Annotated in this window: 16 protein-coding genes and 1 pseudogene; 8 read left to right on the plus strand and 9 right to left on the minus strand. The window is 66.9% G+C overall.

Annotated features, from left to right (window positions below):
- Complete coding sequence (locus WMF24_RS06285) at positions 1–516, minus strand: hypothetical protein (RefSeq protein ID WP_437735442.1); 516 nt, start codon at positions 514–516, stop codon at positions 1–3.
- 294 nt (positions 517–810) lie between these two features.
- Positions 811–1,032, minus strand: coding sequence for a hypothetical protein (locus tag WMF24_RS06290; RefSeq protein WP_437735443.1), 222 nt, complete (start codon positions 1,030–1,032; stop codon positions 811–813).
- 446 nt (positions 1,033–1,478) lie between these two features.
- Between WMF24_RS06290 and WMF24_RS06295 the strand changes: the two genes are divergently transcribed.
- The 5 genes and pseudogenes from WMF24_RS06295 to WMF24_RS06315 all read left to right on the plus strand — a co-directional run bounded on the left by WMF24_RS06295 (position 1,479) and on the right by WMF24_RS06315 (position 6,698).
- Positions 1,479–2,633, plus strand: a complete 1,155-nt coding sequence (locus tag WMF24_RS06295) for an alpha/beta hydrolase family esterase (protein ID WP_437735444.1) — start codon at positions 1,479–1,481, stop codon at positions 2,631–2,633.
- An 84-nt stretch (positions 2,634–2,717) separates the two neighbouring features.
- Positions 2,718–2,849 (plus strand): annotated as a pseudogene (locus WMF24_RS06300) (transposase); the annotation flags it as partial.
- A 739-nt stretch (positions 2,850–3,588) separates the two neighbouring features.
- Complete coding sequence (locus WMF24_RS06305) at positions 3,589–4,797, plus strand: efflux RND transporter periplasmic adaptor subunit (RefSeq protein ID WP_437735445.1); 1,209 nt, start codon at positions 3,589–3,591, stop codon at positions 4,795–4,797.
- A gap of 1 nt (position 4,798) precedes the next feature.
- Positions 4,799–6,019 carry an ABC transporter permease gene (locus WMF24_RS06310; RefSeq protein ID WP_437735446.1) on the plus strand — a complete coding sequence of 407 codons (1,221 nt, stop codon included), beginning with the start codon at positions 4,799–4,801 and terminating at the stop codon, positions 6,017–6,019.
- Entirely contained in the window at positions 6,012–6,698 is a 687-nt protein-coding gene (locus WMF24_RS06315) for an ABC transporter ATP-binding protein (protein ID WP_437735447.1), read from the plus strand. Before WMF24_RS06310 ends, WMF24_RS06315 begins: the two co-directional genes overlap by 8 nt.
- 247 nt (positions 6,699–6,945) lie before the next feature.
- On the opposite strand, the gene WMF24_RS06320 is transcribed toward WMF24_RS06315, so the two are convergent.
- Genes WMF24_RS06320 through WMF24_RS06335 form a run of 4 tightly spaced genes read right to left on the minus strand, consistent with a single transcriptional unit; the run spans position 6,946 to position 12,348 of the window.
- The gene (locus tag WMF24_RS06320) at positions 6,946–8,154 is read right to left on the minus strand and encodes a hypothetical protein (protein ID WP_437735448.1); all 1,209 of its coding nucleotides are present in this window, start codon (positions 8,152–8,154) and stop codon (positions 6,946–6,948) included.
- A complete protein-coding gene (locus tag WMF24_RS06325) occupies positions 8,144–9,730 on the minus strand; it encodes a type I restriction-modification system subunit M (protein ID WP_437735449.1) in 1,587 nt (528 codons plus the stop codon). The genes WMF24_RS06320 and WMF24_RS06325 overlap by 11 nt, the downstream gene beginning before the upstream one ends.
- A 24-nt stretch (positions 9,731–9,754) precedes the next feature.
- Entirely contained in the window at positions 9,755–12,127 is a 2,373-nt protein-coding gene (gene hsdR / locus WMF24_RS06330) for an EcoAI/FtnUII family type I restriction enzme subunit R (RefSeq protein WP_437735450.1), read from the minus strand.
- Complete coding sequence (locus tag WMF24_RS06335; RefSeq protein WP_437735451.1) at positions 12,124–12,348, minus strand: hypothetical protein; 225 nt, start codon at positions 12,346–12,348, stop codon at positions 12,124–12,126. The genes hsdR and WMF24_RS06335 overlap by 4 nt, the downstream gene beginning before the upstream one ends.
- Positions 12,349–12,642: 294 nt before the next feature.
- Here WMF24_RS06335 and WMF24_RS06340 point away from each other — a divergent pair, with 294 nt between their 5' ends.
- Positions 12,643–14,343: a DUF262 domain-containing protein gene (locus WMF24_RS06340; protein ID WP_437735452.1), complete on the plus strand. Its 1,701-nt coding sequence runs from the start codon at positions 12,643–12,645 to the stop codon at positions 14,341–14,343.
- Between the two features lie 672 nt (positions 14,344–15,015).
- Positions 15,016–15,927: a hypothetical protein gene (locus tag WMF24_RS06345; RefSeq protein ID WP_437735453.1), complete on the plus strand. Its 912-nt coding sequence runs from the start codon at positions 15,016–15,018 to the stop codon at positions 15,925–15,927.
- 82 nt (positions 15,928–16,009) lie between these two features.
- Here WMF24_RS06345 and WMF24_RS06350 read toward each other — a convergent pair whose 3' ends face one another.
- The 3 genes from WMF24_RS06350 to WMF24_RS06360 are packed head-to-tail and all read right to left on the minus strand — an operon-like array spanning position 16,010 to position 18,239.
- Positions 16,010–16,636 carry a DUF4276 family protein gene (locus WMF24_RS06350; RefSeq protein WP_437735454.1) on the minus strand — a complete coding sequence of 209 codons (627 nt, stop codon included), beginning with the start codon at positions 16,634–16,636 and terminating at the stop codon, positions 16,010–16,012.
- The gene (locus tag WMF24_RS06355) at positions 16,630–17,799 is read right to left on the minus strand and encodes an AAA family ATPase (RefSeq protein ID WP_437735455.1); all 1,170 of its coding nucleotides are present in this window, start codon (positions 17,797–17,799) and stop codon (positions 16,630–16,632) included. The genes WMF24_RS06350 and WMF24_RS06355 overlap by 7 nt, the downstream gene beginning before the upstream one ends.
- On the minus strand, positions 17,796–18,239 hold the full coding sequence (locus tag WMF24_RS06360; protein WP_437735456.1) for a hypothetical protein: 444 nt from the start codon (positions 18,237–18,239) through the stop codon (positions 17,796–17,798). Before WMF24_RS06360 ends, WMF24_RS06355 begins: the two co-directional genes overlap by 4 nt.
- Positions 18,240–18,424: 185 nt before the next feature.
- On the opposite strand from WMF24_RS06360, the gene WMF24_RS06365 reads away from it, so the two are divergent.
- Positions 18,425–19,393: a hypothetical protein gene (locus WMF24_RS06365; protein ID WP_437735457.1), complete on the plus strand. Its 969-nt coding sequence runs from the start codon at positions 18,425–18,427 to the stop codon at positions 19,391–19,393.
- Positions 19,394–19,586: the final 193 nt, after the last annotated feature.

The following is a 19,586-nucleotide window of genomic DNA, read 5'->3' on the forward strand; positions in this document are numbered from 1 at the left end:
TCATCGATCGTGCGAATTTCGCTGACCGCACAGTGAACAGCGGCCCCCAGGAGCGATCCTCGGGACCGCTTCTTTTTCGCGCCACGTTTCCGCGTGCTCCGCACTCCGCGTGCGCCGGGACAGCGTTCGCGCGGAGAGCGCCGAGAGAACGTACGGTGAGACTTTCCGTCGTGCGGGACGGCGTCTTCGCTCTCCGCGCGTCCTCGCGGGGAGAGCGAAGACGAGACGCACCGAACCGTCGTGCGTGGCCTCCGCGTCGCCGAGCGCCGCCTGGCGGCGATCCGTGAGCGTCGCCTTCGAGTGCGGCGCGACGAGCGCGGCCGCGGTTCGCCGGTTGAGCTGGTCTGGAAGCTGCGGCAGCCCCTCGGCACGCTGCGCGTCTTCGAGCTCGCTCCAGCCGTCGGGGGTGGGCGCGAGCCCGCGCGCCGTCAGCGCTGTGAGCACCTCGCCCCATTCCGGCCAGACGCGCCCGAGGAGCGCGACAAGCTCATGTCGCCGTTCCTCGACAAGGCCCACTTCGTCACGTCGCCCCGTGCGTCGTGTCCAAGGTAGTTCGTCCAGGGCATCCCAGGCGGACGCTTGCGCACGTCGTCGCTTGAGCGAGCCGCGAACGAGTAGCTCCAAGAGAGCGAGACGGGCCGCCTCGGATCGCCAGTTCACGCCTCAGCCCTCGTCCGACGGCCGCTGACGAGCACCTCCTCACGCCCGTCGGCCGTCATCTTGCGGACGAGACGATAGGTGGTGTTTCCTCGACCTCGTCGAGACGGCGGGCAGTCTCGCTGACGTTGCCCTCTTGCCGGCCTTTCGTGGTCAGCAGCTCCCGGTGCCTGGTGTCGTGACTCCGATGTTCTTCATCGAGTCGCGCGACCTCCTCGCGTGCGAGTCGAAGCCGGCTTCGATGCCGAGCTGCTCAGGCTCCTCGCCCTCCTGTGGGCCGCGCCCGGGGCTGGTGAGCAGGTCTAGCGCAACCTGGGTGGGGGCCGCGTACCAAAGCCCCTCGCGCTGAGCCGCACCGTCGAAGACGGTGCCCATCGGGAGCTTCCGCGAGCACCACGTTGGCGCCCGCATCGGCCGGACGAAGCGCGAGGCTCGTTGCGGCTGCGTTGGCGGCGGGCATCCAGATCGTCGCGAGGCGAGTAGGGGCGAGCGGCGCGAGGGTGGCTGCGGCGAGGCTCCCGGTGATCGCGTACTGGCCGTCGAGCTTGGTTCTGGTGTTGGCCCTGCCCGAGAGCCCCGAGACTGACGGAGACAGCTGATGGACCTGGTGGAAGACTTCGACGTACTTTGGGTTTCGCAGCATCTCGCGAATGGCGGAGTGCATCCAGCCCGCGCCAGCTCGGCGTCGCCCACGAGCGCCCACGTGCTCACCCGCGGATCGGACCGAGGGAGCGAACAGCGAAGGAATAAATTTCTAGACCGTGACTCCGGTACTTACAAACGGTAGGTAAACCCGTACGTCCCCTTGATGGAGAGGCCTAATGAACCGCGCTTCCCTCGTCGTCATTCTCACCTCGTTCGCGTGTGCCTCGGCGCTCGTCGGTTGCTCGTCCGATTCGGGCGACACGCAGGGCTCTGGAGGTAGCGCTCCCGATGGTTCCGCAGGCACCGGTGCCGTGACCACGGGCGGCTCGGGCACGGGCGGCTCGGGCACGGGCGGCTCGGGCACGGGCGGCTCGGCCACGGGCGGCTCGGGCACCGGCGGCTCGGGCACGGGCGAGGCTGCTGGCTCAGGTGGTAGCGGAGCCGGCGGGGCCGGGTCCGGTGGTGGCGCTGGTGGAGGCTCGGACACGGGTACGTTGTCCGCCGGGTGCGGCAAAGCGCCGACCATTCCCGCCAGCATGTACAATAACGGCAACCCGATCTCGATTATGGCGGCGAATCGGCAACGTCGATACATCCTGAGCGTGCCGGCCAACTACGACAATACGAAGCCGTACAGATTGGTCATCGCTTGGCATCAGCTCGATGGAAACGACAAGCAGATGTATCAGCAGAACTACTACTGGCTGAAGGACATCCCCGACGCCGCCAGCAGTACGATCTTCGTGGCTCCCAACGGGGAGAAGAACGGAACGCCGTGCACCGGGAATGGCAACGGGGAAAGCGGCTGCGGGTGGCCCGACTCAAGCGGCTCGAACGTGGCACTCGCGGACGCCGTGGTAGAGCAGGTCGAGCAAAATTTCTGTATCGACAAGAGCAAGATCTTCGCAAACGGCTGGAGTTACGGCGGCAGCATGTCCTACCGGACGGCTTGCTCGCGTCCACTCGATGGAACCGGCACTTGGGGTGTCCGCGCCGTCGCCGTCTACAACGGAATGGCGCAGCTCAGTGCCGGCAACTGCAGGCCGAGCGAAGCGGTCGCCTTCTACGCATCCCATGGCACCAACGACAACGTCCTTCAGTACAGCGCCGGTGTCTCGATGGCGCAGACGTACGCCGGGCTGAACGGTTGCACCTGGAAGGAGCCGACAAGGGCCACCGGAAACCACGTGTGCACCAACTTCATGGGCTGCAAGACGGGTTATCCGGTCGAGTTCTGCTCCTTCGTGGGACCGCACACGCCTGATCCGCCGCAAGAGGGTGGTCAACGTTGGCAACCGCAAGAGGTTTGGAAGTTCTTCAGTCAGTTCTAGGCTGCCAAGAGTCGAGCCTAAAACCTCTTGAAAGGTCGGATCGAGCGTGAGCTACAGTGCTTTGTGGAAGCCAAGTTTGCCGACGTGCCCGACGCTCTGTGGCGTCAGATCGAGCCCCTGATACGAGCGGAGCCGCCGAAGCCGAAGGGAGGTCGCCCTCCAGTCTCAGCGCGAGTCGTGATGGCCGGCATCCTGTATGACGGTCGTCGCGGCATCGCCTGGAAGTGGAGCTCTCTCGACAGCGCCTCGGTGAAGGCGCCAAAAGGGGGACCTCAGGGGCCCAAATCCGACTGACCGCGCGAAAAGCGGCGTCATTTAGCACCGGCCTCGGAGAGCGATCTCCGGGGCCGTCGCGCTTCTCCCCCACGTTTCCGCGACCTTCGGCGCTCGGCGAGCACCACGCACGCGTGGACAGCGCTCGCGCAGAGAGCGCTGAGGGCGTGAAGGAGCGCGCGCCGAGGGCGTTCTGGAAGGCGTTTGCGCTCTCTGTTCTGGCCGGCGGGGAGAGAACCCGAGAGCGTTTAACAGCGGAGGGCCTTCGGGCGGGACGGAGCCGCTGACGTTTCACTGGCCACGCAGGGCGTGACTGATGACCAACGGGGCACTCTCCCGCGCGAGCGCCCCGAGAGCCCTCACGTTGGCGCGAGGCGCGCCGATCGCGCTGGTTCCGGGCATGATGTTGGTGAGCTCGTACTTGCGCGGAAAGGCGGTGAAGAAAATCGGTGAGGTCGGCCCAGCACGCAGTCAGCATCCGGGAGTGCTCGCGCGGGTCAAGGGTGCGCTCGCGACGCGAGCCGGCTGCGCCGCCCTTGACCGACGCTCCGCCCTCCCGGGCCGGAACCTCGCGCGATGGTCAAGCGGGCCTCCGGTGGGGGCTCCGTCTTTTCTCCCGCGCCTCCGTTCCGCGTGACGGGTCTCGCAGGCCGCACCGGTTCGGTGGTAGACCGTTCGGCCGATGCGGACGCTCTTCCGGCGCCCCGGGCTCTGGATCCTGATCGCGTTGCTCGCGGCCGCCACCCTCGTGATGGCGGTGCGCGCGCGTGGACCCGAGGTGAAGGTCGCCGTGGCCGCTCGAAAGGCGCTCGAGCAGCGCGTCGTCGCGAGCGGGCGGGTAAGGGTGCCGACGCGCGTTCAGGTCGCGGCGCAGGTCCCGGGCCTCGTCGTCGCGGTCGGCGCGATCGAGGGGCAACGCGTGAAGGCGGGGGATCTCCTCGTGCAGATCGACGACGCCGAGGCGCGCGCGGCGGTGTCGCAGGCGAAGGCCGCCGTCGACCAGGCGAGCGCGCGCGTCGAGCAGCTCCGCCGCGTCGGCGCCATCGTCGCGACGGAGGCGCTTCGCCAGGCGGAGACGAACCTCGAGCGCGCCGAGGTCGAGCTCGCGCGGGTGCGAGAGCTCTCGGCGTCGGGGGCGGTCGCTCAGGCCGAGCTCGACAACGCCCGACAGAGCGTCGAGCTCGCGCGCGCGCAGAAGGTCGCGGCGGAGGCGCAGCGCATCGCGTCCACCCCGATGGGCGCGGACTCCCGCGTCGCGCTGACCGCGCTCCTCCAGGCGCAGGCGCAGCACGTCGGCGCGACCGTTCGCCTCGAGCAGACGCGGATCGTGGCGCGCCAGGACGGCGTCGTGCTCACGCGCTCCGTGGAGCCCGGCGACGTCGTGCAGCCGGCGCGAACGTTGATGGTGCTCGCCGCGGACGGGAGCCCGCAGCTCGTCTTCCAGCCCGATGAGCGGAACCTCGCGTGGATCGCGCTGGGGCAGAAGGCGCGCGCGTCCGCGGACGCCTATCCCCAACAGGTGTTCGACGCCGAGGTGAGCTACATCGCGCCTTCCATCGATCCGCAGAGGGGCAGTGTCGAGGTGCGCCTCGCGGTGCCGAGCGCGCCACCCTTTCTCTTGCCCGACATGACCGTCTCCGTCGATCTCCTGGTCGCCCGGCGGGAGAATGCGCTCGTCGTCCCGAGCGACGCCGTGCGCGACGCGGCGACGCCGGCGCCCTGGCTGTTCGCGGTCGAGGGCGATCGCCTCGTGCGCAAGGACGTGAAGCTGGGCATCCGCGGAGAGGGCGCCGTCGAGGTCGTGGAGGGCCTCGCCGAGGGGAGCGTCGTCGTGTTGCCCGACGGACGGGTCCACGCGCCGGGCCAGCGCGTGCGCACGGAGCTCGATTGAGATGCCGTTCGAGTGGTTCGTGGCGCTCCGTTACCTGCGCGACGCGAAGGGGCAGACCGCGCTGATCCTCGCGGCGGTGTCGGTGGGCGTGAGCGTGATTGTCTTCCTCTCCGCGCTCATCAACGGCCTCCAGGTGTCGCTCATCGACAAGACGCTCGGCTCGCAGCCGCACATCACGTTGCAGGTGCAGCGCGAGGCGGCGCGTCCGCTCGTCGACCCCTCGCACGATCGCGCCGTCGCGCGCTCGGTGCAGCCCGCGCCGCAGCGCCTTCGCTCCATCGACCAGTGGCCGCTCGTCATGGCCGACGCGGAGCGCACCGCCGGCGTCATCGCCGCGTCGCCGGCCATCGTGGGCGCCGGCTTCGCCGTCCGCGCCGAGGCGAAGAACGCCGTGGTCGTGCGCGGCGTCGATCCCGAGCGCTTCCTCGCGATCATCGACGTCAAGAAGCGCATGCGCGCGGGGCGGTTCGACGTCGCCGGGGGCGATGCGGTCATCGGTGTCGTGCTCGCGAACGAGCTCGGCGTCGGCGTCGGCGACAAGATCCGGATCACGACGACCGAGGGGATCGACGATGTCGTCGCGATCACGGGCGTCTTCTCGCTCGGCAACGAGGCTGTCGACAAGACGTGGGTGATCACGTCGCTCCGCAGGGCTCAGACGCTCTACGCGCTCCCCGGCGGCGCGACGTCGATCGAGCTCAAGGTCGCCGACGTGTTCGCCGCCGAGGCCGTCGCCGGCGAGCTGCGCGGAAGGACGGGGCTGAAGGCGGACAGCTGGATGAAGATCAACGCCGAGCTGCTCACCGGCCTCTCGGCGCAGAGCAGCTCGAAGAGCATGATCCAGTTCTTCGTCGTGCTCGCGGTCGCGCTGGGGATCGCGAGCGTGCTCATCGTGTCGGTCGTCCAGAAGTCGCGGGAGATAGGCATCCTCCGCGCGGTCGGCACGTCGCGGGGCCGCGTCCTGCGCATCTTCCTGATCCAGGGCGCGGTCCTCGGGCTCCTCGGGTCGTTCGTCGGATCGGCGCTCGGGGCGCTCCTGTCGAAGCTCTTCGAGGGCCTCGTGCGCGGGCCCGACGGCGCCCCGAAGTTCCCTGTGCAGCTCGATCTGCAGCTGTTCGTGCTCGCGAGCGTCCTCGCGGTCGGCGTGGGGCTCCTCGCCGCCGTGCTCCCCGCACACCGCGCCTCGAGGCTCGACCCGGCGTCGGCGATCCGCAATGGCTGAGCCGCTGCTCGTCGTCGAAGGCGCGGTGAAGGAATACGGCCAGGCCGTCGTCACGCGCGCCCTCGATGGAGTCGATCTCCGGATCGAGAAGGGCGAGTTCGCCGCGCTGATCGGTCCGTCCGGCTCCGGCAAGAGCACCCTGCTCAATGTGATCGGCCTGCTCGATCGGCCGACGCGCGGACGCGTGGTCGTCGACGGCAAGGACACGACAGGGCTCGACGAGGCGGACCTCACCAGGCTTCGCGCGCGGACGCTCGGCTTCGTGTTCCAGTTCCATCACCTCTTGCCGATGTTCACCGCGCTCGAGAACGTGATGCTGCCCGCCTGGGGCGACGAGGGATTCCCTTCGGCGATCATGAAGGAGCGCGCGGCCGAGCTGCTCAAGGCGGTGGGGCTCGCCGAACGGATGAACTTCAAGGCGACCGCGCTCTCGGGCGGCCAGCAGCAACGCGTGGCCATCGCGCGCGCGCTGTCGCGAAGGCCGCCGCTCGTCCTCGCGGACGAGCCGACGGGGAACCTCGATACGGAGTCGTCGGCGGAGGTGTTCGGGTTGATGCGGCGGTTCAACCGGGAGATGGGGACGACGTTCCTCATTGTGACACACGATCCGCGCATTGCGGAGCGGTGCGACCGGGTGATCGAGATCGTCGACGGGCGCATCGCCAGCGACCGCGCATGAGGGGCACATTCAGGCGTCGCGCCGAGACGCAGCCCGGCGCCTCGCGAGCCGCTCCTCGAGCGCGCGGACGAGACGCCGCCGAGCGGTCGTTTCCGCGTGCGCTCGGCGCTCCGCGAGCACGACGCGCACGTGAACAGCGTTCGAGCAGAGAGCACCGCGGGCGTGAAGGAGCGCGCGATGGGGGCGTTCTGTACGCGCATCGCGGTCTCCCTTCCGTAGCCGGGGACTGACCGAGGCGACGAACGTTCTACAGGGTGCCACTGAACGCGGCACCCAGAACGCTTCGCGACGCGCTTCGGAGGTACTCGTCCATCGTCGCCTGCTCTAAGCGTAGGCTCGCCACTTTCTGGCCTAGAGAACGGAAGCGATGGACAAACCGACGCTGCTCGGCGATGGGCGGCACAGGCACACGCAGCTCCCTGATCTCACGAAGAACAAGGTGCCGGATCATGTCTCCGCGAGACCGCTCGACCATCCGAGCCTGTTGCGCTGGAGCGCGCAGCACCCAGGACAGGTACTCACCGTCGAGCACACCCCGTACCGGCTTGATTAGCGCGACGGACACGAAAAAGCTGAACGGCTCGGGTCGATCAACGAAGCACGGGACGCCGATCGTTCCGTCTTTGCTGAGAAGAACGTCGCCCGGCTCTGCACGCGCTCGTCGCATGTAGAGGTGATGATCTTCCTCGCTTATAAACTTCGCGCCCGCGAAATCAACCCGACCGCTCGTAATGTTCAGCACCGTGACGAAGGGAACGCCTCGTTCCTGGTACTGCGGTGTGACGTGCGGACCGTCGGCGACGTCCGTCACGACATCGCCGAGCCGACGCACTTCCGCTCGGAGCTGACCCGATTGTGATGCGTAGACGTCGCCGAGCAGTTCATTGAGCAGAGACGGAAGGAACGCCGCTGTTGCGTCGTGCGCACGTATCTGCGACCGCTGCGCCTCTTGGAGCTTCGCGAGTAGAGTGCTGATACGCTCGACGATCGCCCTCTGCCGATCGAGCTCCGGCAGAGGGATCTCGAACTTCAGAAAGTCGGAAGGATAGATGCGACGCCGCCGAACGTTCGTCCCGGTGCTGCCTCCCGCCAGCTTCGGCCACACCGTCGGTTGCTGAAAGTAATAGGCAAGCCACTCGGACAATACGCGCGTTCGGTCGATTTCGAACACGCAAAACTCGGGAGAAACCATTAGCCCATCACATGTGGACGGGACAACGCCGAGGGCCCCCTCCCATGCCATCAACTTGGGATACACGAAATCCCCGCTGCGCACCTGGCCTAGCTTCTTGTAGGAGAAGGTCGAACCGAGCCTCTCTGCCGCGGCAAACACTCCTCCACCGAAGCTTCTCACGCCGGCGAATGAGTAACTTTTTATCGCGTCCACCACGACACTGGGAGACTTTAGCCGCAGTACGTCCGACAACGGTCGGACAGGAAAGCTCTCAGGCTTCATGGAACCCGCCAGACCCGCCCACAATTTCTTCGGCGATCTCGTTTAGTAGTTGCTCAGCCCGAGCATGGTGCTCTTTTGCTCGGTGAATGAGCTCACGTACCGGAAGCTGCTCAAGCGTTCGCAGAGCACTGGGGTTGGAAATGTCGAGGTTGCATCCGTTCGCGCGCACGTCGTCGGCGGCTACTCGCCATGCGTTCTCTCCCTCTTCGCGATCTATCCACCACGCCAGGCAGTCGCGAAATTCATCGAACTGAAGCGGCGCGGTCTTCGTATAGCTCCGACGGCCCTTTGGTAGTGGTTGTTGGTAATACCAAATGTCCTTCGTGGTGCCCGAACGATCGAAGAACAAGATGTTTGTGGGAATGCCCGTGTACGGGGCGAATACACCGTTGGGAAGTCGGACGATCGTGTGAAGGTTGAAGTCCAGCAGCAGTTCCTCCTTTATTCGAGCCGCAATCCCGTCCGCGAAGAGGACACCGTTTGGCACGACCACTGCCGCACGACCCGGCTTCGGCGCTCGACGGAGCTTCCGCATGATGAGCTGAAGAAAGAGCAGCGCGGTCTCCGCGGTCTGCTTGTCCTCCGGGAAGTTCGACAGGATGCCGCGCTCCTCCTCGCCACCGAACGGAGGGTTCGTGAGGATGACGTCGACGCGATCCCTGTCCCCGATCTCGCGCAGCGCCACGGCGAGGCTGTTGCCTGGCTCAAGTCGCGGCGATTCGAGTCCGTGAAGGAGGAGGTTCATTTGCGCCAGCAGGTAGGGAAGTGGCTTCGCCTCGTTGCCGAAGATGCTGCTCTGCTGGAGCTGGCGGCGCTGTTGAACCGTCTTGCACTGCTTCTCCATGTGCGAGAACGCCTCGACTAAGAAGCCGCCGGTACCGCACGCAGGGTCGAGTACGGTCTCGCCGATCTTCGGGTCGACAACCTCGACCATGAAGCGGACCACGGCGCGCGGCGTGTAGAACTCGCCCGAATCACCCGCAGCGTCACGCATCTCCTTGAGCATCGACTCATAGAAGTTGCCGAGGGTGTGGATCTCCTCCGACGAGGTGAAGTGGATACCATTCACCTTGTTCATGACATCGCGCAGCAGGTAGCCGTTGATCATCCGGTTGACCGTGCCCTTGAACACGGTCGCGATGACGTCACGGCGGTCGCCGCCCTCTGCTCCACGAAGCCCGCGCAGGTACGCGAAGAGCCCCGCGCCCTTTGAGCCATCCGGTCTGCGGCACTCCTCCTGGTTAATGAAGGCGATCAGCTCGTCGCCCGTTATCCCATCTTCCTTCGCCGCCCAGTCGCGCCAGCGGTACGGAGACTCGATCGCAGGTTTGAATCTCTTTCCCGAGAGCTTCGCCTCCTCCTCACGCATCGACTCCATGTCGTCGAGAAACTTGAGGAACATGATCCACGTGAGGACCGGGATGCGGTCGATATCGCCGCTCAACCCCTTGTCCTTGCGCATGATGTCGCGGGAGGACTTGAGGATCGTTCCGAGTCGCTGTGCCGTCGTCACCGTGGCAGTGCCGTTCGCAGCGGTGCCGTTCCCGTTGCTCGTCTTGGTCTTCGTCTTCGCCATCAGCTGGTTTCTCGTGGGAGGCCACTAGGCCGCATAAAGAATGGTTTGCAACTCATGAATCGCCTCGCGGAGCTTCTCCGCGCCGCCGAAATGCCTGGCGATCTCGATGATGTTGCCGTGGTCGGAGATGGGAGGAACCTGCAGCACGTCGGGGAGCACGAACTGTGCCGTCCCGTGCTCGGCGTATTTCTCGAGAAGCTCCTCAAGGATCTGTCTGGCGACGCCGGAGTGCTTCTCGAGGAACTCGCGCCGCTCCTTCCGCACCCGACCGGCACGTTCGCGTCGCGTTCGAAGCGGAGCGCTGTACGCAACGTGACACAGCAGATCGAACGGGTCGGCGTCCGGCTGTGACGTCACCTTCGTGAGCTCGTCGAAGTCGATGCCGCGCTCGGCGAGACGCTCGATGATGTCCGCTCGCTTCTCGGGGGCAGCCCACGCATCGCGAAGTTCCGTAGCCGTCGGGAACAGGGTACGTATGCGCTCGGCCGTGTAGTCCGTGAATTTCACGACGCGGAGCTGCTTGCCTTCGGGGTCAAGCTCGTAGACAAAGTGCGCCGCGATCTGCACCTGGCCGCCGTCGAAGTAGTACTTGCGCGGCGCCGCCTCCTCGTCGCCATCGGCACCCTCAGCGCCGTACGGCGGCCCCGGAGGCTCCGAGGCCTTCATCGTCTCGGGCTCCTTGACCTTGTAGGGCTCCGGCTTGGGCTTGCCCTTGTCGTCGATCTCCTCCTCGCTGACGCGAGCGGGCTCGCCGTCGAAGTCTGGGTCGGCGAAGAGTGTCGTCGCCGAGCCCGTGTAGTCGAGGATGTTGAAGAACAGCTTTCCGTAGTCGTCACGGACACGCGTGCCGCGCCCAATGATCTGCTTGAACTCGCTCATCGAGCCGATCACGCGAACGAGCGCAACGTTCTTCACAGTGGGAGCGTCGACTCCTGTCGTGAGTAGCTGTGAGGTCGTGAGGATTGCGGGCGTCTGCTTCTCTAGTTCCTGGAAGCGACTCAGGTGTCCGCGTCCGACGTCTCCCTCGTCGGATGTCACCCGGCATACGTAGTCGGGATGCTTTTGCACGAGGTCGGCGTTCAGGTTCGACAGCAGCCGACGCATCTCGTCGGCGTGCTCCTGGTCGACGCAGAAGACGATGGTCTTGCCGAAGCGGTCGGTGTTCTTGAGTAAATCCGTCAGGTGGTTAGCGATGGCTGCGGTACGCGCGCGAAGCGCGACGACGCGCTCGAAGTCCTTGGTCGTGTACTCGCGGTCGGGGATTTGCCGGCCAAGGCGGTCCGTCTCGCCGGCGTTGGGTCGCCAGCCCGCCGCGTCGTACGTCGTGATCACCCGGTGCACCCGGTAGGGCGCGAGGAAGCCATCCTCGATACCTTGCTTGAGGCTGTACTGGAAGATCGGATCGCCGAAGTAGGCGTAGGTGTCCCGGTTGTCTTCACGAAGCGGCGTCGCCGTCATGCCGAGCTGGTAGGCCGGCTCGAAGTACTCGAGGATTTCCCGCCAGCTGCTCTCGTCGCGCGCGCTCCCTCGATGGCACTCGTCGACGATGATCAGGTCGAAGAAGTCCTTCGCGTACTCCTTGTAGAGCCCTGGGCGCCGCTCGTCGGCGGCGAGCGCCTGGTAGATCGAGAAGTACATCTCGCGGCTCTTCACCGCGTTGCCGCCCTCGATCTTCGCGCGCGCGTCGCCGAACGGCGCGAACATCTTCGCGTAGGGGTCGTCGACGAGGATGTTCCGATCGGCGAGGAAGAGGATACGGGGCTTGCGGTGATCGCCCGTGCGGTTCCAGCGCGCGGACCAGAGCTTCCAGCAAATCTGGAACGCTACGAACGTCTTGCCCGTGCCGGTCGCCATCGTGAGCAGCATGCGGCGCTTGCCCTGGACGATGGCTTGCACGGCGCGGTTGATGGCGATTTCCTGGTAATAGCGCGGAGACTTTCCGAGCACGCTGTAGCCGGGCGTGAGGAGACGTTCTGCAGCCTCATCGCTCAACCTCTCACCGCCGCGTAGACGTGCCCAGAGGTCCGCGGGCGAAGGGAACTCGTCGAGCTCGCGCTCGTGTCCCGTCAGGAAGTCGAACTCGACGATGCCGTGGCCGTTCGTCGCGTAGGCGAACTTCAGGCCGAGGATCGTCGCATAGTCCTTTGCTTGCTGGAGTCCATGACCGGGCGACTTGTACGCGGCCTTCGCCTCGACGACAGCGATCGGGAAGTCGCGCGTGTACCGCAGGAGGTAGTCCGCGCGCTTCTGCGGCTGCCGTCGCGCCTTATTCCCGACGACGACGATGCGCCCGTCCGTGAAGGACTTCTGCTCGGTGAGGGAGTGCGGCTCGTTCTCCCAGCCTGCGGCTTGGAGCTTCGGCACCACGTACTTCCGACACGTGTCCGCCTCGTTCATCGACGACCTCCCGGCTCCTTCGCTTTTCGTGTCGACTCGTTCGAGCCGGCAGAGCCTGCAACCTGCGACGCGGGGCGCGTGTCGAAGTCGTACAGGTCGACGCGCCACTGCCCGTGCACCTTGATGCACGGCAGCTCCGCGTCCTGGGCCATCGCGTAGACTGCCTCTTCAACGTTTCCCATCAGCCGAGCAACCTCGACGATGCGGACCTCATCCCCCATGGCGACCGGCTCCTCGGGCAAGATGTGAACGCACTCCATCGGTTGCGAGCGTAACGTGAAGGTTGGCAACGCTACAAGGAAGGACGGTAGCTCGATTCATCCGGGAGCACAAGGACAGTGTCGGACGTGAGGGCAGGGCGGAGGCCAGGGTGCGAGCCGCGCCGGTTCCTGGAGCCCCGTCGCCCACCGCTGTGGATGCTCAGCGGGAGCGAGCTTCTGGCCGGGGGCATCATGCCGGTCCAGCTGTTCAGCCTCCCGTGGTACCGTCGGGTTCCTAACCGACGAGGCGACAACATGTTTGATCCGACGCTGAATGGTGTGATGGCGCAGATCGATGCCGGAAAGATCGTCCTGCCGGCGATGCAGCGGCCCTTCGTGTGGAAGGACGACCGGATCACGAAGCTCATCGACAGCATGCTGCGTGGCTTTCCTCTTGGGACGGCGCTCCTGTGGAAAACCGCGACGATGCAGCGGTTCCGCCGGTTCCAGAAGGATGTGCATCCTGATGCCGGCATCACCGTCGACTTCGACAGCGATGACTCGACCGAGCGGTACCTGGTTCTCGACGGCCAACAGCGCCTCACGAGCCTGTTCGTCGCGATCACTGGCACCTACGGCGGCAAGAAGCTGTTCGTGGATGTGCTCAGCGGTGAGAGGGGCGACAAGGACCCGGGGGATGCCTACTGGGACTGCCGCTTCCTGACCGAAAAGGAGGCGAAAGATCTGAATGCGTGGCCGCGGTCGTCCGGAGAGAGAAGCGCCGCTACCGAGCGCGCAGTTTTCGTGAAGTTCCAGGACCTTACGAAGCTGGCGCCTGCGCGGGCCGGCGTCATCGCGACGCAGCGAGCAGTGGAGCTCGGCCTGAACGCAGCGCAGACGACGCGCATGACGACCAGCTACCTGCAATGCGCGACGGTCCTCGCCAGCAAAACGGCTCTCCAGGTCCACCTCATCGACGAAGATTCCGGTGAGGCGATGCCGATCGAGGAAATCCTCGAAGTCTTCGTTCGCGTCAACTCAGGCGGGCTCGTGCTGCAGAAATCCGACTTGCTCATGAGCTTGCTGGATCTGAAGTGGAACGACATCCAGCCTGAATTGTATCGAACCGTGAAGGAGATCAATGCTGCACGGCCGTTCAACATCACGCGCGACGATGTGCTGAAGAGCCTCTTGCTCGCCAAGGGGTCCGAGACTCGGTTCGATCGTCTCGTTGTGGACCGGGGGCGCGTCGAGAAGCTGGCAGCCGACCTTCCGCAGCTTTTGCCTGACGTTCAGCGCGCGTGGAAGTCGCTGACTCTCCTCCTGATGGACGACTGCAAGATCACTTCGGAACGCTTCTTCCGAGGCGGCCACAACTCATTGCTTCCGTTCGTACTCTACTTCATCGTGAACCCTACGCCGAGCCCCGCCGAGAAGCGGCGCCTCGTGGCGGCCGTCTATGTAGCCCTCATGAGCGGCATTTTCGCGGGCGCCGAGGCTCGAATGGGAGCGTTCGCGAGAAAGGAGTGCGTGAGGGGAAGGGCATTTCCACTGGTGCAGCTTACACAGCTAGTCGCAAAGCACTACGGTATCAGCTCGCTCGAAGATCTTCTCTCGCGCCATCTCGATCTGACGCTGAATATTGCGCACGGGGGTATCACGTTGGACAATAACCCGGAGAACCTTCAGCGTGATCATATCTTCCCGAGAGCCACCCTCGAGGCGAGGGGCACGCCGTCAGAGAAGACGAACCACTATGCGAACTTCCACTTCCTGCGCGGTAAGGACAATCTTAACAAGTCCGATACAGCGCCGCATGAGTGGTTCAAGAAGCCTGGCGACCAGCCGCCGTATTCGGATGATGACCTTAAAGAGCGATTGCTCACGTGGAAACTGCTTCAGCCAGGCCAGTTTCTCGCGATGCTCGAGCAGCGAACCAAGCTGATTCACGAACGCGCCTTGATGCTCTTCGGCATGCAGCCACAGGAGTTTGATGCGCTGTTCGCGACCTCGTGACGCAGGACCAGGACGCGTCCGCCTCTGCGGCGTTAGTCCCGGTGAGCGCGAGCCGTAGCGAGGTCATCGACGAGAGCGGCCTCCGGGTCTTGCTACGTGAGCGTTCGAACCCGGCGCCCCAGCGCGCCACCTGGGACTACATCGCGGGGCCGGCCGTGGCCTCGGAGCTCACCGCGACACCGGTGCCCTTGGGCAATACCGGAAAGGCATGGCCATCGTCGCGCTGACGGTACCCGACGCCGCCCCGTCGCTCGTGCCCGCCCGTCCATCTGGACGGGGGAGGGCTCATCTGGACATCTCGCCCGCCCATCTGGACAGGGGGAGGGCTCATCTGGACATCCCGCCGCCCATCTGGACAGGGGGAGGGCTCATCTGGACATCCCGCCGCCCATCTGGACAGGGGGCAGGCCCATCTGGACACGCCGTCCGCCCATCTGGACAGGGGGCAGGCCCATCTGGACACGCCGTCCGCCCATCTGGACAGGGGGAGGGCTCATCTGGACATCCCCCCCGCCCATCTGGACATCCCACCCCGCCGCCTCACCTCCCGGCTCCCCCCACCTCCGTCCAGACCCTGCTCCGTGCTGGCCATCTCTCCGACCGAGCCCATCCTTGCCGCTTTGCGTCGTGCCCCTGCGGGCGCGGATCGCAGGAGGAGGGGTCAACGTCATCATGGCAAAGCAAGCAAAGGACTTCGAACGCTGGGTCAAGGCCGCCGCGGAGCTGGGGCGGACCGACAACCCGCTGAACATTCCGTACGACATCGCCGTGCGCGAGGCGGTCGCCGCCGCGGCGTTCGTGAAGAAGCACTGGGAGCCCGAGGGCGAGCGGCCGGGCCTGAAGCGGGTCAAGAGCCGCCTGCCCGCCTCGAGCAGCGAGGAGCTGCTCTCCATCGTTCACGCCGTGCAGGAGGCGCAGACGCGGCTGCTGCTCATCGTCGATCCGGCGGTGGCCGATGTCGGCGAGCGCGCCCGGTTCGTGGTCGATGAGCTCGAGTCGGCGCTCGAGTTCCTTCTCGACGACGACGTCGACGAGCCCGCCGACGCGCAGCTCGCGCGCATCCGGGAGTTCCACGCGCAGGACGGCCAGCGCTCGAGCGCCCTGTCGCAGGCGCTCCGCGACTACGCGGGGCTCGCGGAGTCGCTCAAGGACCGCCTCGTCGAGGCGGACGAGGCGTTCGACGTGGGCCTCATCGCCGAGGCCAGGAAGCTCGCGGAGGACCTGCAACGGCGGGCGCTGGAGGCGGCGCCCGAAGCCGGCGCCTCGGCCGCCGCGGCCGCGACCCGCAACCAGCTGCTGCACCTGATGGTCGCGCGGGTCGGCGCCATCCGGAAGACAGCGGCCCACGTCTTCCGGCGCCACCCCGAGGTGGCCCGCGAGGTGACGAGCGCCTACGAGCGGCGCCGGCGCGCGGCGGCGCGGCGCGAGAAGGCCCGCAAGGCCGCCGAGGCCGGACAGGCCAGCGGCAAGCCGGCGGAGGCCAGCGGCAAGCCGGCGGCGACGCCCGCGCCCACCACCGCCGCCGCGCCCACCACCGCCGCCGCGCCCACGACCGCCGCGCCCGCGACGCCCGCGATCTCCTGACTGCCGGATCGACCCAGGTCCACACCTCCGAGAAGAGGCACGATGTAGATCGTCGCCTCGCCCATCAACACCACGTTCGCGGTCACTTCGTCGCTCCCATCGCGTCGAGGAAGCGCTTGCCCCACGATAGCTTGCGGAGCGCTTCGGGTGAGACCCTCTCGAGTACCTTGAAGGAGTGCGAGCCCTTGGCGTACGCGCCGGCCTTTGTGGGCCTGGCGGCCGCTGCGAGCGCCTCGTGAATCGCTTTCTTGTCCATGTTCTCCAGCCGATCGAGCGCCAGGAGCTTGCTGTCATCCAGCTTCGGTCCGAAGACGTCCTTCATCGCAGCGACGTCGGCGGCGAGCCACGTCTCCATGCAGACGGTCATCAGGTGGAGCTGGTCGTCGCTCGCGTTGGCTGGGCGATCCCAGCCATCGCCCGTTCGTGACTTCACGTGGTCCCACGGCGACCGCGCCTTCGGGAGCTCCTCCGCGTCGACGAGCAGCCAGGTGTCGGCCTCCGACGACGCGTGCGCGTCACAGAACTGCTTGTAGGCGAGCCCGCGGCCGCCACACGCGATGACCCTTGGCCTCTGCGTGACGCCCGCGCGCTCGAAGAGCTTGCTGAAGGCCCTCCTGCACTCGCTCGCGAGGCTCGGGTTCCTGTCGCCGCCGCCTTCGACGTACAGCTCGCGAGCGCGCCGCGGGGTGGGATGGCTGCTCTTCACCATCGCGTCCCTCCGATGCGCCCGGAGAGCCAGAGCGGACCGAGCGAGCCGAACTCCTTCCAGCGCGCGATCTTGTCAGCGTCGAGGCGAGTCATCGTCGAGGTGCTCCCGTCCTTTTCACAGACGACGACCGCGGCGGCGTGCTCCGTCATCGCGTCGACGAGCTGCGTGGAATGCGTGGTGACGACGAGCTGGAAGCGAGAGCTCGCCTCGACGAGCAGATCACGCAGCGCCGGCAGCACGTCGGGGTGGAGGCCGAGCTCCGGCTCCTCGATGAGGACCAGGCGCGCGGGGCCAGGATCGAGGAGGATCGCCAGCAGCGACAGGAACCGCAGCGTCCCGTCCGACAGCCGGTGCGCAGGCACGTTGCGCTCACCCTCGGTGAGGTAAAGCCGGAGCTGTCCGCCCTCGGGGATGACCTCCACGTCGGTGAAGCCGGGAGCCACCTCCGAGAGCAACTCCAGCAGCCGCTTCTTCGTCGCAGGGGTGCGCTTCAGGACAGCCAGCCGGGCAGGCAGGTTCGAGAAGTCCTCCAGGAGCCGGTCGGTCTGCACGTCGGCGCCGCACGACGCGCGAATCGCGCTCTGCGGCCCGAAGCTCCAGGCTCGGTAGATGAGGATCTGCTTGAGCCGATCTCCCGTCGCCGCGACCTCCGGATAGTTCTCGGGATCGCGACGCTGCGACAAGATCGACTGCGTACGGTCGATGTCGGCCCGCTCGAGGGCGCGCGTCTTCGTCTTCGTCTTCGCGCTGTTCAGCATGGGGCGTCCGTTCTCGTAGCCGAAGTAGAAGTAGGGCCTGGGCGACCCGTCGCGGTTCTCGATACGCTCGTCGAGCACGACGAAGCTCCCTCCCTCGCTCCCGAACGCGACACGGTACCGAACTGCCCTGGACGCGACCGCCTTGGGCGCGAAGAGGATCTCGATGGCCGCGGAGTCAGCCTGCTCGTGAGCACCTCCACGCCAGATCCACTCGTCGACGCCGCCCCCCTGGCGGATCGGCAGCGGCAAGTCCTTCGGAACCGCGCGCAGCACCGAGAACGCCTCGATCAGGTTCGACTTGCCGGACCCGTTGGGGCCGATCAGCACGTTGAGGGATTGCAGCTTCAGCGTGTGAGCACCAGGTCCGAACGAGAGGAAATCGGTGAGAGTTATCTCGTCGATCATGGGGAACTCTCGGCTCTGTGGGCGTTCGCCAGCCAGGCGTCGGGCATGACGAGCCGCTGGCTCGGCAGCGGCGCGGGAACGGGCAGCCGGCCGTTGATGGAGGGGGCGATGCCGTCGGCGTGCGACGGCACCACGAGGAGGACCGCGGGCGCGTCACCGCGCTCGGCGCCGTCGACGATGCGCTGGAGCGCACCGGCGAGGCCGTAGCGCGCGAGCGCGCCGGGCCACGCGAGCACCAGCGTCGGCTCGCGGCGCGCGAGGAGCCCGTCGACGACGCGATCCGTCGCCCGGCGCACGAGCTCGACGGGCAACGGCCAGGCCGGGCCCTCGGGGCCCTGGCGATCGGCGGCCTCCCCCTTCTGGGTCGTCGTATAGACGGTCTTCCCCGCAACCTTCAGCAGTTGTCCGACCTCTGGCAGAGTGAGGATCTCTTCCGTCATCGAGCGAAGCTCCAGCAGCAGTTGGCGGGACTTGCCAGCCTTGCCAGAGGTACACCAGGCACGTATCGGGTCGCAACGGACGCGAGTGTTCCGGTTGGATGCGTGCGGTCCAGGCGGCCGAACTGATCAACCCAGGCCTGGCGCGATGTCCAGCCACGCCGCCCGCTGCTCGGTCCACGTACTGCGTGGGCCACCGGCCGCAGCGTCCGCTCAGCCAGGGGCTCCACACCGTCGACGGCCTCGAGCTCGGGGACCGGCGCCTGCAGGCCGGGGGCGACGAGCAGCAGGCCGCCGCGGAGCTGGGGCGGACCGACAACCCGCTGAACATTCCGTACGACATCGCCGTGCGCGAGGCGGTCGCCGCCGCGGCGTTCGTGAAGAAGTACTGGGAGCCCGAGGGCGATCGCCCGGGCCTCAAGCGGGTCAAGAGCCGCCTGCCCGCCTCGAGCAGCGAGGAGCTGCTCTCCATCGTTCACGCCGTGCAGGAGGCGCAGACGCGGTTGCTGCTCATCGTCGATCCGGCCGTGGCCGATCTCGGCGAGCGCGCCCGGTTCGTGGTCGATGAGCTCGAGTCGGCGCTCGAGTTCCTTCTCGACGACGACGTCGACGAGCCCGCCGACGCGCAGCTGGCGCGCATCCGGGAGTTCCACGCGCAGGACGGCCAGCGCTCGAGCGCCCTGTCGCAGGCGCTCCGCGACTACGCGGGGCTCGCGGAGTCGCTCAAGGACCGCCTCGTCGAGGCGGACGAGGCGTTCGACGTGGGCCTCATCGCCGAGGCCAGGAAGCTCGCGGAGGACCTGCAACGGCGCGCGCTGGAGGCGGCGCCCGAAGCCGGCGCCTCGGCCGCCGCGGCCGCGACCCGCAACCAGCTGCTGCACCTGATGGTCGCGCGGGTCGGCGCCATCCGGAAGACCGCGGCCCACGTCTTCCGGCGCCACCCCGAGGTGGCCCGCGAGGTGACGAGCGCCTACGAGCGGCGCCGGCGCGCGGCGGCGCGGCGCGAGAAGGCCCGCAAGGCCGCCGAGGCCGGACAGGCCAGCGGCAAGCCGGCGGAGGCCAGCGGCAAGCCGGCGGCGGGGGCGGCGCCCACGCCCGCCGCGCCCGCAACCGCGGCGCAAACGACCGCCGCGCCCGCGCCCGCCGCGACCTCGTAGCCCCGCGCGCCAGAAATCCTGACAGGATTTCCTCGCCGCCGAGAACCGAACACGAACAATCTCAATCACGAGGCGCAGCTTGCCAAGCTCGTGACCGGCAGCGGGAAGTCCGGCGCGCGGATCGGGTGCACGTAGACCTCCCGCACCGGATCGAGCCCTCCAAGCTCGGGCTGCATCGGCCTCTGTCGAATCC

The sequence above is a fragment of the Sorangium sp. So ce1335 genome (genome assembly GCF_051521615.1).
GTDB lineage: Bacteria > Myxococcota_A > Polyangia > Polyangiales > Polyangiaceae > Sorangium.

Coding starts and splice junctions, on each gene's coding strand:
- WMF24_RS06290 (WP_437735443.1), bottom strand. CDS start 1,032: ATGGGCACCGTCTTCGACGGTGCGGCTCAGCGCGAGGGGCTTTGGTAC.
- WMF24_RS06310 (WP_437735446.1), top strand. CDS start 4,799: ATGCCGTTCGAGTGGTTCGTGGCGCTCCGTTACCTGCGCGACGCGAAG.
- hsdR (WP_437735450.1), bottom strand. CDS start 12,127: ATGAACGAGGCGGACACGTGTCGGAAGTACGTGGTGCCGAAGCTCCAA.
- WMF24_RS06340 (WP_437735452.1), top strand. CDS start 12,643: ATGTTTGATCCGACGCTGAATGGTGTGATGGCGCAGATCGATGCCGGA.
- WMF24_RS06320 (WP_437735448.1), bottom strand. CDS start 8,154: ATGAAGCCTGAGAGCTTTCCTGTCCGACCGTTGTCGGACGTACTGCGG.
- WMF24_RS06295 (WP_437735444.1), top strand. CDS start 1,479: ATGAACCGCGCTTCCCTCGTCGTCATTCTCACCTCGTTCGCGTGTGCC.
- WMF24_RS06335 (WP_437735451.1), bottom strand. CDS start 12,348: ATGGGGGATGAGGTCCGCATCGTCGAGGTTGCTCGGCTGATGGGAAAC.
- WMF24_RS06325 (WP_437735449.1), bottom strand. CDS start 9,730: ATGGCGAAGACGAAGACCAAGACGAGCAACGGGAACGGCACCGCTGCG.
- WMF24_RS06315 (WP_437735447.1), top strand. CDS start 6,012: ATGGCTGAGCCGCTGCTCGTCGTCGAAGGCGCGGTGAAGGAATACGGC.
- WMF24_RS06360 (WP_437735456.1), bottom strand. CDS start 18,239: ATGACGGAAGAGATCCTCACTCTGCCAGAGGTCGGACAACTGCTGAAG.
- WMF24_RS06345 (WP_437735453.1), top strand. CDS start 15,016: ATGGCAAAGCAAGCAAAGGACTTCGAACGCTGGGTCAAGGCCGCCGCG.
- WMF24_RS06355 (WP_437735455.1), bottom strand. CDS start 17,799: ATGATCGACGAGATAACTCTCACCGATTTCCTCTCGTTCGGACCTGGT.
- WMF24_RS06305 (WP_437735445.1), top strand. CDS start 3,589: ATGCGGACGCTCTTCCGGCGCCCCGGGCTCTGGATCCTGATCGCGTTG.
- WMF24_RS06350 (WP_437735454.1), bottom strand. CDS start 16,636: ATGGTGAAGAGCAGCCATCCCACCCCGCGGCGCGCTCGCGAGCTGTAC.